13 protein-coding genes are annotated in these 16,309 nt (G+C 45.8%); 6 read left to right on the top strand and 7 right to left on the bottom strand.

From position 1 onward, the window contains the following. Window positions 1–366: 366 nt before the first annotated feature. Genes RLO19_RS14075 through RLO19_RS14065 form a run of 3 tightly spaced genes read right to left on the bottom strand, consistent with a single transcriptional unit; the run spans window position 367 to window position 3,997 of the window. The gene (locus RLO19_RS14075; RefSeq protein WP_446357292.1) at window positions 367–2,085 is read right to left on the bottom strand and encodes an alpha-glucosidase family protein; all 1,719 of its coding nucleotides are present in this window, start codon (window positions 2,083–2,085) and stop codon (window positions 367–369) included. Beyond that, window positions 2,082–2,315 (bottom strand): alpha-amylase family glycosyl hydrolase, encoded by a 234-nt coding sequence (locus RLO19_RS14070; protein WP_446357290.1) that lies wholly within the window; start codon window positions 2,313–2,315, stop codon window positions 2,082–2,084. The genes RLO19_RS14075 and RLO19_RS14070 overlap by 4 nt, the downstream gene beginning before the upstream one ends. A 2-nt stretch (window positions 2,316–2,317) precedes the next feature. Then, entirely contained in the window at window positions 2,318–3,997 is a 1,680-nt protein-coding gene (locus RLO19_RS14065) for an alpha-glucosidase family protein (RefSeq protein ID WP_446357289.1), read from the bottom strand. A 391-nt stretch (window positions 3,998–4,388) separates the two neighbouring features. Here RLO19_RS14065 and RLO19_RS14060 point away from each other — a divergent pair, with 391 nt between their 5' ends. Together RLO19_RS14060 and RLO19_RS14055 are read left to right on the top strand one after the other, a co-directional pair. Continuing rightward, complete coding sequence (locus tag RLO19_RS14060; protein WP_446357287.1) at window positions 4,389–5,723, top strand: aromatic ring-hydroxylating dioxygenase subunit alpha; 1,335 nt, start codon at window positions 4,389–4,391, stop codon at window positions 5,721–5,723. 139 nt (window positions 5,724–5,862) lie between these two features. Further along, a complete protein-coding gene (locus RLO19_RS14055) occupies window positions 5,863–6,348 on the top strand; it encodes a sterol desaturase family protein (RefSeq protein WP_446357285.1) in 486 nt (161 codons plus the stop codon). A gap of 70 nt (window positions 6,349–6,418) precedes the next feature. On the opposite strand, the gene glgX is transcribed toward RLO19_RS14055, so the two are convergent. After that, on the bottom strand, window positions 6,419–8,542 hold the full coding sequence (glgX, locus tag RLO19_RS14050) for a glycogen debranching protein GlgX (RefSeq protein ID WP_446357283.1): 2,124 nt from the start codon (window positions 8,540–8,542) through the stop codon (window positions 6,419–6,421). Window positions 8,543–8,899: 357 nt separating this feature from the next. On the opposite strand from glgX, the gene RLO19_RS14045 reads away from it, so the two are divergent. Further along, complete coding sequence (locus RLO19_RS14045) at window positions 8,900–9,697, top strand: pantothenate kinase (protein ID WP_446357281.1); 798 nt, start codon at window positions 8,900–8,902, stop codon at window positions 9,695–9,697. Between the two features lie 258 nt (window positions 9,698–9,955). After that, window positions 9,956–10,138 (top strand): hypothetical protein, encoded by a 183-nt coding sequence (locus RLO19_RS14040; protein ID WP_446357279.1) that lies wholly within the window; start codon window positions 9,956–9,958, stop codon window positions 10,136–10,138. 40 nt (window positions 10,139–10,178) lie between these two features. Here the strand turns inward: RLO19_RS14040 and RLO19_RS14035 are convergent, their stop codons facing one another. Next, complete coding sequence (locus tag RLO19_RS14035; RefSeq protein ID WP_446357277.1) at window positions 10,179–10,292, bottom strand: RRXRR domain-containing protein; 114 nt, start codon at window positions 10,290–10,292, stop codon at window positions 10,179–10,181. 358 nt (window positions 10,293–10,650) lie between these two features. Continuing rightward, complete coding sequence (locus RLO19_RS14030) at window positions 10,651–11,250, bottom strand: hypothetical protein (RefSeq protein WP_446357275.1); 600 nt, start codon at window positions 11,248–11,250, stop codon at window positions 10,651–10,653. A gap of 470 nt (window positions 11,251–11,720) precedes the next feature. Here RLO19_RS14030 and RLO19_RS14025 point away from each other — a divergent pair, with 470 nt between their 5' ends. Then, window positions 11,721–12,437 carry a DUF2259 domain-containing protein gene (locus tag RLO19_RS14025; RefSeq protein ID WP_446357274.1) on the top strand — a complete coding sequence of 239 codons (717 nt, stop codon included), beginning with the start codon at window positions 11,721–11,723 and terminating at the stop codon, window positions 12,435–12,437. Between the two features lie 548 nt (window positions 12,438–12,985). Here the strand turns inward: RLO19_RS14025 and RLO19_RS14020 are convergent. After that, a complete protein-coding gene (locus RLO19_RS14020; protein WP_446357273.1) occupies window positions 12,986–13,513 on the bottom strand; it encodes an REP-associated tyrosine transposase in 528 nt (175 codons plus the stop codon). 206 nt (window positions 13,514–13,719) lie between these two features. On the opposite strand from RLO19_RS14020, the gene RLO19_RS14015 reads away from it, so the two are divergent. Continuing rightward, complete coding sequence (locus RLO19_RS14015) at window positions 13,720–16,230, top strand: single-stranded-DNA-specific exonuclease RecJ (protein WP_446357271.1); 2,511 nt, start codon at window positions 13,720–13,722, stop codon at window positions 16,228–16,230. The last annotated feature ends 79 nt before the right edge of the window (window positions 16,231–16,309 follow it).

Here is a 16,309-nt window from a genome sequence, read left to right as displayed (position 1 = left end):
TTATCAATGGATAATTAATAATTGATAATTGACAATTGATTAATTGGGTCTAAGACCTCTTCGTTTACGAAGAAATTAAAAAAGATTTTCCTTAATTTCAATCCTCTTCTTTTAAGGAGAGATCATTATCCATTGTTCATTATCCATTGTTCATTATCCATTGTTCATTATCCATTGTTCATTATCCATTGTTCATTATCCATTGTCAATTTGTGAACATCCAGTCCGCGCAGGCGGACTTGGTTTGTGTAGCCGCGATTTTAATCGCCCGATCTCAAGGGGGGTTTAGGACAAAGGGAGAATCCTACCAAATCCCCCCTTTGTTAATCAATGATACCCAAACCTCTAGGCTTTGAAAATTAAACCTTATTCAGTTGAATAATTCCCAAAATAAACGCCATAACCAGGAACTTCTACAACGTCATCATACCGTCGGTTAGTAAAATCAGACTCATCGGCTCTCAAACAATTGGGGTAGGGCGATAAATCAAAATGAACAGGTAGTGGACTCAAATTAAACAGACAAAGGAGGTTTTGTTCCTCACATTGGCGGGTAAATCCCACTAGCGGTTCATCTGTATCCAGCAGCGTTAAATCCCCTTTAAGTAAAGCCGGTTGTTGCTTGCGCCAATGAATCAAACGGCGATATTTATTCAAAAGAGACATAGCTTCATGATCCTGCTGATCAATCGCCTGATCGCGATGTTCCTCTGCAATGGGTAGCCAGGGTTCTGCTGCTGCGGTAAAGCCAGCATTAGGCGCATCTTTGAGCCAAGGGAGGGGGGTGCGTGAGCCATCTCGACCTACAATTGATGGATACCCGGCTAGTCCAAAGGGGTCTTGCATTTTTTCAAAGGGAATCGTGGCTTGGGTTAAACCTAGTTCATCCCCTTGATAAATACAGCAACTTCCCCGTAGCGAAAGCTGTAGCGCGATAAATAAATGGTCAAAGATGGCATGAGTGAATTTATCATCAATGAGAAACTTCAGCCAGCGGCTTTTGAGTCGGGGAAAATCATGGGTACCCCCTGTCCAGCAGATCACCCCCTCTTGAAAATGAGCTTCTACCTGCTCGATCATGTCGCGCACTCGCTCATAACTCAACGGTTCATCATGCATCAAGACTGAGTTATAGGCTGTATGTAAACGTTTCTCGCCTTTAACATATTCACTGGAGGTGATAATCGCATCTTCCGCCGAACTAATCTCAGCTAACGTCATTGTTCCGGGATATTGATCCATCAATTCCCGAATTGGTTCAATAAATTCCAAGGTTTCCGGTTGGCAAAAGTTATATTTATTCCACTTTGAGAAAAATGGATCGTAGGGATCTGCTCCAGCCGGTCGCTTCATATTTTTGGGTCGGGGTGGATTATCCCGTAGTTGGCGATCATGGGTAAAGAAATTCACCACATCTAGGCGGAAACCATCGACACCCAAATCTAGCCAAAACTTTGCCACATCCAGAATGGCTTGTCTAACCTCTGGGTTATACCAGTTTAAATCGGGCTGTTCGGCTAGGAAATTGTGCAGGTAATACTGTTCCCGTTGAGAGTCCCATGTCCAAGCACTTCCACCAAAGGTTGAAAGCCAGTTGTTTGGAGGGGTTCCATCTGGCTTTGCATCCGCCCAAATATACCAGTCAGCTTTGGGATTATCATGACTACTACGACTCTCTAGAAACCAGGGGTGTTCGTTTGATGTGTGGTTCCATACCTGATCAATGAGTACCTTTAATCCCAACTCATCTGCTTTCTTCAGGAGACACTTGAAGTCTTCCATTGTGCCAAAAATGGGTTCTATCGCACAATAGTCGGAAATATCATAACCAAAGTCCTTCATCGGGGACTTGAAAAATGGTGAAACCCAAACCGCATCAACGCCCAGGGAGGCGATATAGTCCAGTTTTTCCATGATCCCCTTCAGATCACCGATGCCATCCCCATTACTATCCATGAAGCTGCGGGGATACACCTGATAAATAACAGCACTACGCCACCACTCATTGGATTTTTGATTTGGGTTGGGTTTTTTAACCTTGTCTAAGGTGGTAGATTTAGGATTGAGGGTAGATTGTTCAATCATACGCGATTAAATTTATTTGTTGTTACCTCTTGTGGCTTTACTGGTTCTTCCGGACTTATTGTATCGCCCTGCCTATCAGCCGTAAAGCCTGAATTATGGGCATCTGCCAAAAGCTGATCAAAATCTTCCAATGTTCCCAAATCTGGATCAATGGTGTACATATCCGTCACGTCATAGCCAAAATCATCCATTGGCGATTCAAATAACGGGCATAACCAGATAGCATTCATGTTTACTCGTTAGCTTCAGATAAATTTAATTCCCCAAAAAAGACGCCATAAGCGGGGATTTTTAGCTGATCGCCGGATCGGTCTGTGGTAAACCCAGAACCCTTGACTTCCTGGCAATCTGGATAAGCTGACAAATCATACTGTTCTGGTGTATCACCGAGATTGAAAATACATAGTAAACGCTGTTCCTCTGATTCCCGAATAAAGGCAAATAGAGGTTCGTCTGTATCCAGTAATTTAGCATTAGTCATTCCCTGGATTAAAGCGGGTTGATCTTGACGCCAATGCGTCAGACGTCGCCAGGTATTTAATAGGGAGTTGGGATCAGGTTCTTGGACATTTACGGCTAGACCCAAATGAGACTCGGAAACAGGTAACCAGGCGCGTTGGGCGACAGTAAATCCGGCATTGGCGGCATAAGATTTCCAAGGCATCGGTGTGCGGGAACCATCGCGCCCAGGAACTTCTGGATACAGGGCTTTACCAAAGGGATCTTTAATTGCTTCGGGGGGAATATCCTCTGGAATTCGGGCTTCGGGTAAGCCTAACTCGTCTCCTTGATAGAGACAAAACGCTCCGGGTAGGGAGAGTAACATTGCCGCGATCGCATGATAAAATTCCTCTGGATAGGGATTCCCTTCAGCATCTTTTCCTGTCCAACAGGATTTGAGACGACCATAATCATGATTTCCGACAATCCAGCAATTACCCCCTTCGCTGAAATAATGTTGCACTTTCTTCAGGGTATCGCGCATTAATTTAGCGCTAATCGGTTCATCAACTAGCAGTGCACTGTTATACGCCATATGTAATTTATCGCGTCCCACATGCTGACTTGATAGAACAATTGAGTCTTCACAGAACGTGACTTCAGCTAAGGTAATTACTCCAGGATACTGCTCCACCAGTTCCCGAATCGGTTTGAGCGCTTCTAAGGTTTCTTCACGGCAGAAATTATATTTAAATAACTGCCGAACAATGGGATTATCGGGGGCGACGCCATCGGGTAAGGGTGCATCATCGGGGCGAGGCGGATTATCTCGCAATTTGGCATCATGCAAGAAAAAGTTAGGCGCATCAATGCGAAAACCATCCACACCTAAATCCAGCCAAAATTTTGCCCGTTTCATCAAGGCATCAACCACATCCGGATTATGCCAATTCAAATCCGGTTGACTGGGGAGGAAATTATAGAAGTAAAATTGTTGACGTTCACCTGACCATTGCCAAGCGCTTTCACCCATAAAGGCTGATAGCCAATTATTAGGAGGTGAACCATCTTCTTTGGCGTCTGCCCAAACATACCAATCAGCTTTGGGATTATCCCGACTTTTTTTACTTTCCTGGAACCAATGATGCTGATCTGAGGTGTGATTCCAAACCTGATCAATTATCACTTTTATGCCCAGGGTATGGGATAGGTTCAGTAATCGCTCAAAGTCTTCCAGCGTCCCAAACATTGGATCAACCTTACGCATGTCGGTAATATCGTATGCTAGATCGTTCATCGGGGATTGAAAGATGGGCGTTAACCAAATGGCATCGACGCCAAGGGCAGCTATATAATCGAGTTTCTCAATAATCCCTTCTAAGTCTCCTTTGCCATTTTCTATGGTGTCTTTAAAACTCCACGGCGAAATCTGATAAATGACAGCGTTTTTCCACCATTGCTTGCCTTGCATAGAACCTCCTTTTTTTCACAGAAACAGCACAATAAATCTCAGGTTGAATTAACCCGATTTCAGGTGGAATGCCAAATAGTATGGCGTTGTTCTCGCTTAGCCTCTCTAGGCGATTGCCTCTTGAATCTACACAGCTAACATTTCAGCAGCAGCCTTGTGCCATTCCTGCGGCGATAGTATCAGGATTGTCTCGTTAACTGGTAGCCACCATGTCTACAGGAATATCCTGACAGGGGGTAAGCTGATGATTCATCCTTCTAGGGTAGGAATCAATGATGAACGTTTTTCCCAGATTCAGCTCATCTCACGCTTTGATGTCGTGGGTTTCCAGACCGCCTTTTCTGTATAAACTTGGATAGGAGCCTTATGAGAATGCCCTGTTGCCTAAACCATGACCCATTCCTTCGATCGCACAGAAGCCTGGTATCCCGTTCATTACCTTCAGGATTTAGATCACTCCCAACCCACTCAATTCACTCTGCTGGGTCGAGATCTAGTCATCTGGTGGGATAAAGTTGCCGATTGCTGGCGTGTTTTTGACGATCAATGTCCCCATCGACTTGCTCCCCTGTCACAAGGTAGAATTGCTGAAGATGGGCTGCTGGAATGCCCCTATCATGGTTGGGCATTTACAGGAGAAGGAACGTGCGATCGCATTCCTCAACAAACTGAAGACAGTACCGCCCAAACCTCCAAACGCGCCTGCGTTACCGCCTTACCCACGACTGAACGTCAGGGTCTATTATTCGTTTATCCCGGCAACCCAGAAAACGCGCCCAATGTCAAGGTTCCCATCGTCGAACCCTGGGACGATTCCTCAGAGGAATGGGTATGCATTGACACGTTTAGGGATTTGCCCTACGATGCGTTGACATTATTGGAAAACGTGCTAGATGTGAGCCACGTTCCCTTTACCCATCATCGCTCCGTCAGCGATCGCGCCTATGCCAGTCCAGTTGAGCTAGAAGTTACCGAATCCGGGAAACACGGGTTTAAAGGAGTTTGGGAACAAGGACCCCGCAAAGGAACCCTAGGACGCCAAGACACCACATTTATTGCCCCCACATTAATGTGGCATGACCTCACCTCGAAACAATTTGGCAGAACCATGACGGTGGTGTATGCTACGCCGATTCGCAAGGGAGAATGTCGCCTATTTGCTCGCTTCCCCTTTAAATTTGCGGCTAAACTCCCCGGTTTCTTCATTAAACTCACTCCCCGTTGGTACTCTCACATTGGGCAGAATGGGGTTTTGGAAGATGATCAAATTTTTCTCCATTATCAGGAACGTTACCTCGATGCTAAAGGCGGGAGTTCCAATTTCAGCAAAGCGTTTTACCTACCCACAAAAGCCGATCGTTTTGTGTTCGAGTTCCGCCAGTGGGTGAATCAATATAATGCAGATTCATTCCCCGACCAACCCCTACCTCCCCGATTATCACAAGAAACGCTACTGGATCGCTATCACTCCCATACGATAAAGTGTAAAAGTTGCAGCACCGCCTTAGCTAAAATTCGGCAGATTCGTCGTGGTGTTGCTGTCGTGGGGGCAATTGCTTGGGCGATTATCCCGTTACTGGCGCTGTTTTTTGACAAAACGGCAACCATCTCAGCCATTTTCTCCAGTGGGGTTGCGTTAATTGCTGGCATCGGCTGGTTTGGATTGGGTAGGTTGGAACGACGATTCTACGAAGGGCGAACGGTTCCACCACGTAATCTTCCCTAGGGTAGGGGTGGGTTTTACCAATAACGTTTTGGCACTGACCCCGCCCTTCTTAGGCAGCCGGGAGATAAAAATTCCCCGATAATATACTGAGAAGCAAATTGTCGCTCAATTAATTAGTCGAACGTGTGAGGGAAAAGAGTTGATTAGCCCAATCATCTGTTTTGTTCTGGCATTTGTCCTGGCTTCTTTCGTGGAATACTGGATGCATCGCTTGATGCACGCTAATGCCCGCATTGGTGAACGTCATCGTGATCATCACCGCCGCAATGAAGGACAGGGGGTGCTGTGGGAGTTCCGGGATTATGTGCGGGGTAGCTTTATTGTCATGTGCCTCCTATTCTTCTATTCTTGGCAAGTTGGACTCGGTTGGTTCCTGGGTGGACTTTTTTATGCTGCCTTTTCTGCCTATGCCCATCAGCTACAGCACGAAAATCCAAGACGGTGTTTCTGGATGAAAATGCCTGTTCACTATGTCCACCACAAATATCAAATGTGGCATCACAATTTTGGTTTAGCTGTAGATTGGTGGGATCGGGTTTTCGGGACCTATAAGCCTGTAGAATGGCTAACCGATGAGGAAGTGAAGCAACCCGAACGCGGGTATTTACAATTGCGATGGTGGTAGATGGGGCAGATGAGGCAGATGGGGGAGCATAATTATAGAGACGTAGCCTGCTACGTCTCTACAGCTAACCTTATCGTCGTCGCAACACCATCACCGATCGCGCGGTGACAGGGATCGGCTTATCCTCGGTATAGCGGATCTCCTCCTCGATAAAGCGGGGCTTATCGGTGTCAATCACAACCAGCCATTCCCGGTCTTGCAATCCTGGGGGGAGCGTAAATTCAATCATCTCATAGTGAGCATTGAAGCAGAGGAAGAAACTATCATCCATGACTCGTTCTCCCTCATCCCCCCGCGCCGCAATTTCTTCACCGTTTAAGAAAATACCGATCGCTTTGGTATATCCTGCCAACCATTGATCCTCTGTCATATCGCCGCCATCGGGGTTGAACCAAGCAATATCCTTAACGCTAGAACCGTAGATAGCGCGACCGAGGAACCACTTGCGTCGCCGGAAAATCGGATGCTGGCGGCGGAAGTAAATCAGTTGACGGGTAAAGTTGAGAAGTGAGGCATTTCCCTCCGGTAAATCCCAATCAAACCAGGAGATTTCACTATCCTGACAGTATGCATTATTATTCCCGTCTTGGGTTCGCCCAATTTCATCGCCGCCTAAGAGCATGGGAACGCCTTGGGATAGCATCAGCGTTACCAGAAAGTTGCGCCGCTGTTTATTCCTTAACTGCAGAATCTCTGGATCATCAGTTTCTCCTTCCGCCCCACAATTCCAGGAACGGTTATGGCTTTCCCCATCCCGGTTTTCTTCCCCATTTGCGTCGTTATGCTTTTCGTTGTAGCTTACGAGGTCATTCAGGGTAAACCCATCATGGGCGGTAATGAAGTTAATGCTAGCACTAGGTCGGCGTCCGTTGGACTCATACAAGTCAGAACTTCCGGTGAAGCGATAGGCAAATTCAGCTAAACTGCTATCTTCACCTCGCCAAAAGTCTCGCACGGTATCTCTATATTGCCCATTCCACTCTGACCACAGCAGGGGAAATTTACCCACTTGATAGCCTCCCATGCCCACATCCCAGGGTTCAGCAATCAGCTTCACATTTGAGAGGACGGGGTCTTGGTGAATAATATCAAAAAATGCCGCCAGACTATCCACCTCATAGAGTTCTCGTGCTAATGCCGAGGCTAAGTCAAAGCGAAAACCATCCACATGCATCTCTAGCACCCAATACCGCAGGCTATCCATAATTAGCTTCAGGACTTGGGGATGACGCACGTTCAGGGAATTACCACACCCGGTAAAATCCATGTAATAGCGGAGGTCATCTTCCATGAGGCGGTAGTATGCCACATTGTCAATTCCGCGCAGTGAAAGGGTAGGACCAAGATGATTTCCTTCGCCGGTATGATTGTAAACGACATCCAGAATCACCTCAATGCCCGCTTTATGCAGCGCCTTGACCATTTCTTTAAACTCGCTCACCTGTTGCCCTTGAGTCCCACTGGCACTGTAGTTGGCATGGGGCGCCATATAGGCAATCGAATCATAACCCCAGTAATTCTTTAACCCCTTATCCACCAAATGTCCCGGTTGGGACAAGAAGTGATGGACGGGGAGCAATTCCACCGCCGTAATCCCCAAAGTCTGAAGATACGCGATCGCGGCAGGATGCGCCAGTCCCGCATAGGTGCCGCGTAAGGGTTCAGGGATGTCTGGGTGTAGCTGAGTGAAGCCCCTAACGTGGGTTTCGTAAATAATCGTTTCGTGAGCCTGTCGTTGCAGGAATTCGTCATCTTCCCAGTCAAAAGACTCATCAACAACGACGGCTTTGGGAATGAGGTGAGAATCATCAATTTCAGACAATGCCAAGTCTTTCTCTGGATCATCCCACGGATAGCCAAAGATTTCCTCGCCATAGCCAATCTCGCCATCCAATGCCTTAGCATAAGGGTCAATTAGCAGTTTATTGGGATTGAAACGATGACCCTCCTTCGGTGCATAGGAACCATGGACTCGGAAACCGTACCGTTGTCCCGGACCAATCCCCGGTAAATAACCATGCCAGACGAAGTTGCTGACTTCCGTCAACTCCAAGCGTGTCTCCTGATTCTCATCATCAAATAAACAAAGCTCGACAGCCTCTGCGTTCTCACTGAACAAAGCAAAGTTTGTGCCTTTGCCATCCCAGGTTGCCCCTAAAGGGTAACTTTTACCGGGCCAAACGGGTACGTACATACATGAACCTCCTTATCCATCAATATAAAATACTCAAGCTCAAGGCAACCTTTCTCCTAAGCCGTAAGATGGATCTAATTACTTATCGCATTTGCACCTGATCAGGATTAACCAACAATGAAAGCAGATTATTCCCTCCCCCCAGCAATGAATGCCCTTGATTCGTAATGGGTAGATAAGCAAATCAATGGTTTGGGGATTGGCAGGGTCAACTACTGTTTTTAGAAGTGAACTGGGATAAGTCAAACATCCAACAGAATTGGTAAGCGGTAATTTTGAAACTTTTATTGCACCCAATGGTATACATTTAACCTATCCCATCTCCAATCTCCAACGTTTAAGTAATTTTAACCGAACATGAATGTCCAAGACCATTATGTCGCATTGATGATTGGTAACTCTCGGCTGCACTGGGCTTGGTTTGCGGGAGATACTCTCCAAGATGCTTGGCATACCCAGCATTTTCCAGCAGCAGAGGTGGAATGGCTCATCCAACACTGGACATCTGGTCTTCTACCTACCACCGTTTTCGGTGAACCCTTCGTTTCCTGGTATTCCTCCAATCAATACCTACCCCTTTATATCGCTTCAGTCATTCCTGAGCAAACCCCATTGTGGCAAACTTATCCTGCTGCCCACGTCATTACTCTAGAGGATGTACCGCTTTTAGGCGTCTATCCCACCTTGGGCATTGATCGCGCCCTCGCTGTGTTAGGGGCGGGGGAAACCTATGATTATCCGGTGCTGGTGATTGATGCGGGGACAGCACTAACCTTTACGGGTGTCGATGATCATCGCCGTCTCCTGGGTGGTGCTATTTTACCAGGACTCAAATTACAACTAGAATCATTAGCCCACAAAACAGCCGTCTTACCTTCTATCTCACCTAAGCGCCAATTACCCAGCCGTTGGGCAGTGGACACCTCTGCTGCTATTGAAAGTGGCGTTATTTATACTCTACTAGCAGGAATTCGAGAGTTTATTGCCGACTGGTTGCATCGATTCCCTAACAGCCCGATTGCCTTAACTGGCGGAGACTCTGACTTATTGCTAAACTATTTACAGATTCAGTATCCTCAAATTGCTACTCATGTTTTTGCCGATTATCACTTAATTTTTTTGGGAATTAAAGTTGTTGCTTCCCAAGGAGAATAAAGGAGGCACTATGTATAGTCACAACTACATAATTTTTGGGAAAATTAATTACAAGAGGCATTGAGGTGGATATAAGAGCGCAATTTGAGAATATTTCATCCACAAAAAAAACTCTTGACTAATTTTCATAAGAAGAGTATTAGCTTTACCATTTTTTAGCAACAACTTCATCAAAAAATTATAAGTAATACACGGAATTTAGCTTTGTAATTGGAATACTATAACTAGGTAAACGTAAACCATTCAGAGAATAAATAAATGTCCTTTTCCAACCCAATCCAGCTATTTGATCTCAAAGATATGGAAGAAAATCTGGCAGAACTCCTGTCTAGATGTCGTCAACTACAACAGAGTTCAGTCGATGACCAAGACACCGAGGTGCAAAATCAGACGGCTTCTCCTGACCAAGAGCCGGATTCAGATGATACATTCTGGAGTTGAGCATTCACCCATCGCGATCGCTATTCCTCTAATCGCTAAATCAAGGGTATCGCTTCCACACAGCTGCCTTACCACAAGAAAGTAGCTTTCTTGCTTTGGCGGGGTGGCAAGGAGAGAATGGTTCCAAGTTTTGGTTGATTACGAAAACTCGCATAATACGAAAACTCCTGTTTCCAGGGTAAATTGTGCCTCGTCAATGTTATTAAGGCTTGTTGTGCCTAGGTCACTGGCTATACCTAAATCACCTGTTTAAACCTAAACGGCTTTTAAACTATAAGCTGGCAAGCACTTATAGATTCCATGACCCTGATAACGTAGCGTTTGCTGAGACTGGCTATCCATAACTGGAATGGTTGTGTTATCCACAGTTGTCCAGTGTTAGGCGGATGGCATTAGATGAATGGGCAAGCCTTTGAGGAATACAGGAGTAACTTGATCATTTTACCCCCATGCTTGCCCATATACTATGCATATTTTGCGCTTTCCGTCAACTTATTTCCTGCACCGACGCTCTAGCTGCTATAGAGGATAATCGTTTCCTCCGGTTCCACCACAACTACTCGGTCAGCGGTAACATTACCCGCGACACCACCAGCAACAGCACCACCGAGTATTTCTCCAATGTCCGCATTTCCGAAAACTTCACCCAATATCGCCCCACCAGCAGCACCGATACCCGCATCTTCTGCGATTGCTCCGGCGGAGGTGTCTCGTGGGTCTTTTTGGTCTTCTAGCACCTCTGAGGTAGCATCAAGGTTGTAGGTGCGACCGTTCATTCTCACTCCTGTCGCCACATAGCGTAATCCCCCACTCGCTGGTTCATAACGACCCAAAATAGTTGCACCGACGGGAATGTACATACCATCGACCGTTGTACCACGGGAAACTTCCAGATTGTACGAATAAACCCTATCATTATTCAAATGAAGGGTTTGGTTTTGAGCGCTAGTTGCCGCAATAGCAGTAGTTTCAGCGACTAACATCTGGTTTTGAGCCTGTGCCACCCCAGGTAAAAGCAAGGGTATACCCAACACCAATGCAGAACTGGCAGCTAGCACAGATATCCCTCGTGTTAGAGAGTTTCTCGGAGTTTGTGAATTTTGATAAGACATAACGTATAGACCTGATTAAACAACTCATCTAATTCCAGGTTCGCTCAGTTCAGGGGTCTTCTGCATCCCTTGATAGTTAGAAAATTTAGAAAATTATTATCTTATTAACTGGACTTTAGACTAATTCAACCTCGCCGGAAACTTGCCGAGTGAGAATAGTCAAATTGACTTGCCTAACTGAAACTACCACGTTTTCCGAGAAAAAACCCTCAACGCGAAGGAGAAATAAGCGCTGAGGGGAGTCATCAGGGTGCATCTACCTTTTCCTCATTCTCTATCTGCCTAAGAGCATCCGGAAAAAATTGCAATTAATGTGCCAATTGCCACTTGTCCCAGAAAACCTAATTACCTCCTGCTAGCCACGAGAAGGTTTAACCAAGAACGGCAATCAGACCGTAATTCAGGGGAATCAATTAAATTTAGGTTATATTAAATGAGGCAAAATCGGCTCATGAAAATTTTCAATTTTTATGAAAATTGCATCACTCGTGTCTCCCGCGATCGCAGCTAGTGTGATCCTGTTTCTCAACCCCGCATTGGCAGCCGTACTCAACGCTTCTGTTCGCTTGGCGGGATTCTCCCCTGATAATCGTCATTATATTTACTTAGAAACTTATCGGGATTCAGTGACAGAGGTTCCCACGGCTCATCTCCAAATTATCAATATCCCGAATAACTCTTGTGTTAGAAATGGTTGTCTGCGAACAGACTATGATCGCGATGCCTATAGTCTCAGCAATCAAGCGGCTGAAAATGACTTGCTGCAAGATACATTAGCCATCCGACAAGATTTGCAACTAAATCGGCTGAAAGTAGGCATTAAACTCCCTGTCATTGATAGCACCCGTCAGTCAGATGATATCGAAACCGTTACATTTCGCCTCAAAAACCAGCCGTTACAAATTCGTCTAGAGCAAAGGCGTATCCCCTCCCTGTTATCTGGAGGCACTTCTCCAGTCGCACGGGCATCCATGCGCTTAATCATAAATTATCAGAATCAGCGCTTGACTCTGGGGAGTCTGAACAACTACCGGGATGCCGTGAAAGGTTATGGGATTCGAGAGGTGCGGCTATCTCCCAACCGAAATAACATCGTGGTGCTGCTGGATATGCTCCAACCCACTCATGAGGATATCGTCAAAACCACATTAGTGCAAAGCTTTTCCCTGGAGCCGTTTGGGGATTAGTCAAAGATGTTATACTCTTGATTTAGACGAGAGCAGTTACTCTCATCAGTTTAAAGTTACATTTCGATAGGTTATGGATTGAAAAGAAACGTAAAATAAAATTTCAAGTGCTTGTACTTTGCCCAGAGAGTAGTAAAGTAGAAATTGAAGCTAATCAGAAAGCTTCACTGACAGATATTAAAGTCACATGCAAAACCGAGAAAGGAGGGAAGACTAAGAACCTGTTAAATCTAATATCTGTCTTGCCAAAGACACAACTTCTAACAGCAACACTCAACGCGAAGACTGATACATCCTCTAACTAGAAATGTAGGGAGCAATGCATCTGAATTATAGAATTTAGAGCAACTCTATCTAGGATTGATTACGGAGAGGAAGTCACTCAGAGAGCAGGTTGAGTGTTGTTGTCATATTATGCATAGATGTCCTGCCCGCCTCGCCCATCTCGTTCCCAGGCTCAGCCGTACCTCGTTCCCAGGCTCAGCCTGGGAATGCCACTTAGGAGGCTCTGCCTCCCCCTCACCGGAAAATCCAGAGGCTCCACCTCCTCAAATCAAATCCACTGATAGCAATCCCGGTTGACCGATATAATTGCGGTAACTCGAATAGCGCCAATGAGCTGGATCATCAATATAGCCACGCTTCACAGGATTATGATGAATATACTCTAGCTTTTGCTTTAACATCTGTTCATTTACAATCATTTGCGGATGAAATCCTTCCTGCCAAACCTGATAATTTTGATCATGTTTATGGGCAAGTTTAGCACCTTTAAGTTGAGTCAGAATAAAATGACTCTGGTGTTCAATCAACCAATCTATAATTGTTCGAGCTGTGAAGGATTTGAACGTCCTGATTTCTTTAGATAAGTTATCAGCAGAGGCGAGCAAATGAAGGTGATTTTCCATGAGAACGTAACCGTGTAAAGCAATTCGCTGCTGACTTTGTAGAAAGCGGAGAGAGTCGAGAACAATTTGCGCTAATTCTGGCTTGCTGAAAAGGGGAATCCAATTAACACTCGTGCAGGTGAGGAAGTGAGGTTCTTTGGCTATGACGCGGTAGCGCGAACGTCCCATCGTGACGGTGAGTTATAGCAGGTATAGGCTCGATTTTACCATTAGAAAAGCGCGATCGCAACTTGAGCAAGAGGGAGGCAAGAGGGAGGCAGAGCCTCCGGGGTGGCATTCCCAGGCTGAGCCTGGGAACGAGGAGGCGAGAAGGCGAGGGGAGGAGGGGAGAGAGTACAATAAATAAGCATTGCGATCGCACCCCTAAGTCCCTCATGCCTCAACCTCAACCCCAATGGCAGGTTCAACCATCTCCTGATGTTCCTCAATGGTTTCTTGACGCGATTAAATCCTACACCCCAGCCTCAGAAGGATACTACGCCGCACAATTATTATGGCAACGTGGAATTCGCGAGTTAAACCAATTAGCCGCATTTATTAATCCTGATCTATATCAACCCGCTAGTCCCTTTGAATTTGGTCAGGAAATGAAGCGAGCGGTGCAGCGATTGCAGCAAGGGCGGGATCAGGGAGAAAAGGTGGCGATTTGGGGTGACTTTGACGCCGATGGGATTACGGCAACCAGTGTTTTATGGGAAGGATTGGGACAGTTTTTGCCTCAGAATCAACAACTCACCTATTACATTCCTAATCGTCTCACGGAATCTCATGGGTTAAATTGTTCGGGAATTGACCAATTGGCACGATTGAGAACTAAACTGATCGTAACCTGCGATACGGGAAGCACGAATCTCAGCGAAATTGATTATGCTCAGCAATTGGGGATAGACATAATTATTACCGATCACCATACATTACCAGATGATCGCCCTAACGTCGTTTCTATTATTAACCCCCGCTATTTTGCCGAAACCCATCCCCTGTTTCATCTATCTGGTGTGGCGGTGGCGTATAAGTTAGTCGAGGCACTTTATCAAACATTACCCAATATTCCCCAACAACCTCTAGAGGACTTATTGGATTTAGTGGCGATTGGTTTAATTGCCGATTTAGTCCAGCTTAGTGGTGATTGTCGCTATTTAGCCCAACGGGGAATTCAAACGCTACAGCAACAATTGAAAACCCGCACCCGTCCCGGTGTAGCTAAGCTTTTAGAACTCTGTCAGCGCAGTGGTGATCGCCCCACAGATATTTCTTTTGGCTTAGGTCCAAGAATTAATGCGGTGAGTCGGATTCAAGGTGATGCTTCGTTTTGTGTGGAGTTATTAACCCGTCGCGATGAAGCCTATACTCAAACCTTAGCCCTAGAAACAGAATTAGCCAATAGTCGCCGCAAATCCTTACAGAAAGATATTACGGAACAGGTTAAACAGAAATTGGCACAACTTGACCTTTCGACAACTTATGTTATTGTCCTAGACGATCCCCAATGGTCAGCGGGAGTTTTAGGCTTAGTCGCGGGTCAAATTGCTCAAGAATATGGACGCCCAACTATTTTATTAAGTACAGGTGAGGATTGGGGAGACGAGAGTGCACAGGAGCAATGTAGAGACGTACCACGCCACGTCTGGGAGCAGAGGAGCCAAGAAGACAAGGGAGAATTTTTTCCATCAACAATCGCCAGAGGTTCTGCCCGTTCGGTTAATGGGATTGATCTGTATGAATTAGTCCAATCCCAAGAACACCTATTACACCGATTCGGCGGACATCCCTTTGCTGCTGGGTTAAGTTTGCCTGTGGAAAATATTCCCTTATTTACCGAAGCGATCAATCAAAAGTTACGCCAACAATTAGCCGCACAAGACGCCTTATTAGCCCCTGTCGTTACCGCTGATATTGTTGTAACAGTTGCTGCTTTGGGAAAAGCTTTATTCCAAGAACTTAAACTCTTGGAACCTTGTGGAATGGGTAATCCGGTTCCTAAGCTGCTGATTGAAAACTGTTGGTTTGAATCGGTTAGGAATCGTAATACTCAGGATTTGAAAGGCAAAAAGGTGCAATATATTAAAACCGAATTGGAAATCTGGGATGATTCTACAAGTATGGGCTTTCCGGGTATCTGGTGGGGACATTATCAAGATGAAGTTCCCAAAGGTCGATGTAATGCGATTGTGGAACTGGACTATAATAACTTTAAAAAACGTTTTGAAGTGCGCTTAGTGGCGGTTCAATCGGGGGATAGGATTTCCTCGTTTAATCTTTCCAGTCAACTGGATTGGATTTTAGATTGGCGCGATGGGATGCAGGAGGATAGAGGTGTAGGGGCGGGGTTTACCGATAAGGTTCTGTCAATGTCCGCTCATTTGACTAAACCAGCCCCGGTTGGGGAACAGGAGGAAACGCTCACCCCTGAATCAACTGATCCGTTAACCGTTCGCGAATGTCCCACCAGTTGGGATGAATTGCAACTCTGGTTTAGACGGGCGATGCAAAGTGAACGAAAATTAGCGATCGCGTATCCGCCACCGCCTCAACTCTCACCCCGCCAGGTTTGGGAGAAATTAGTCGGACTGGCTAAATTCCTCAGTCGCACCGGGAAATCCGCTACCCTAGGGCAATTGCAAGAAAAGTTAGAATTAAGCGATCGCACCTTACATTTTGGACTAGCCGCCCTTTCGGGTTTGGGGTTTCAGGTGAAACACCAAGGCGGATCAATCCAAATCAGTGGCTCGATTGGGGAATTGGGTGGAGACGCGATCGATCCGATGACAAAGGAAAAGATTCAAGTCTTTTTATCCGGTGTAGAAGAAGAACAGTTTTTGCGTCACTATTTTTATCAGGTTCCCTTGTCCACAATTCATGGAATGTTGGCACAGATTTCTTGATTTATAAATTAAATATCAGAGGAAACACCGCTAGGTAGGCGTGAGAGAAAGTAGATGTATCTTTAGGTTATACTAAATT

Origin of the sequence: Coleofasciculus sp. G2-EDA-02 (genome assembly GCF_040226375.1) — a bacterium.
Lineage (GTDB): Bacteria > Cyanobacteriota > Cyanobacteriia > Cyanobacteriales > Coleofasciculaceae > Coleofasciculus.
The sequence above is the reverse complement of the archived record's forward strand: the minus strand, read 5'-3'. Positions and strand labels throughout refer to the sequence as shown.

Excerpts from the sequence above, each read along its gene's own strand:
- RLO19_RS14075 (WP_446357292.1), bottom strand. The coding sequence starts at position 2,085 with ATGATTGAACAATCTACCCTCAATCCTAAATCTACCACCTTAGACAAG.
- RLO19_RS14070 (WP_446357290.1), bottom strand. The coding sequence starts at position 2,315 with ATGAATGCTATCTGGTTATGCCCGTTATTTGAATCGCCAATGGATGAT.
- RLO19_RS14065 (WP_446357289.1), bottom strand. The coding sequence starts at position 3,997 with ATGCAAGGCAAGCAATGGTGGAAAAACGCTGTCATTTATCAGATTTCG.
- RLO19_RS14060 (WP_446357287.1), top strand. The coding sequence starts at position 4,389 with ATGACCCATTCCTTCGATCGCACAGAAGCCTGGTATCCCGTTCATTAC.
- glgX (WP_446357283.1), bottom strand. The coding sequence starts at position 8,542 with ATGTACGTACCCGTTTGGCCCGGTAAAAGTTACCCTTTAGGGGCAACC.
- RLO19_RS14045 (WP_446357281.1), top strand. The coding sequence starts at position 8,900 with ATGAATGTCCAAGACCATTATGTCGCATTGATGATTGGTAACTCTCGG.
- RLO19_RS14040 (WP_446357279.1), top strand. The coding sequence starts at position 9,956 with ATGTCCTTTTCCAACCCAATCCAGCTATTTGATCTCAAAGATATGGAA.
- RLO19_RS14035 (WP_446357277.1), bottom strand. The coding sequence starts at position 10,292 with ATGCGAGTTTTCGTAATCAACCAAAACTTGGAACCATTCTCTCCTTGC.
- RLO19_RS14030 (WP_446357275.1), bottom strand. The coding sequence starts at position 11,250 with ATGTCTTATCAAAATTCACAAACTCCGAGAAACTCTCTAACACGAGGG.
- RLO19_RS14025 (WP_446357274.1), top strand. The coding sequence starts at position 11,721 with ATGAAAATTGCATCACTCGTGTCTCCCGCGATCGCAGCTAGTGTGATC.
- RLO19_RS14020 (WP_446357273.1), bottom strand. The coding sequence starts at position 13,513 with ATGGGACGTTCGCGCTACCGCGTCATAGCCAAAGAACCTCACTTCCTC.
- RLO19_RS14015 (WP_446357271.1), top strand. The coding sequence starts at position 13,720 with ATGCCTCAACCTCAACCCCAATGGCAGGTTCAACCATCTCCTGATGTT.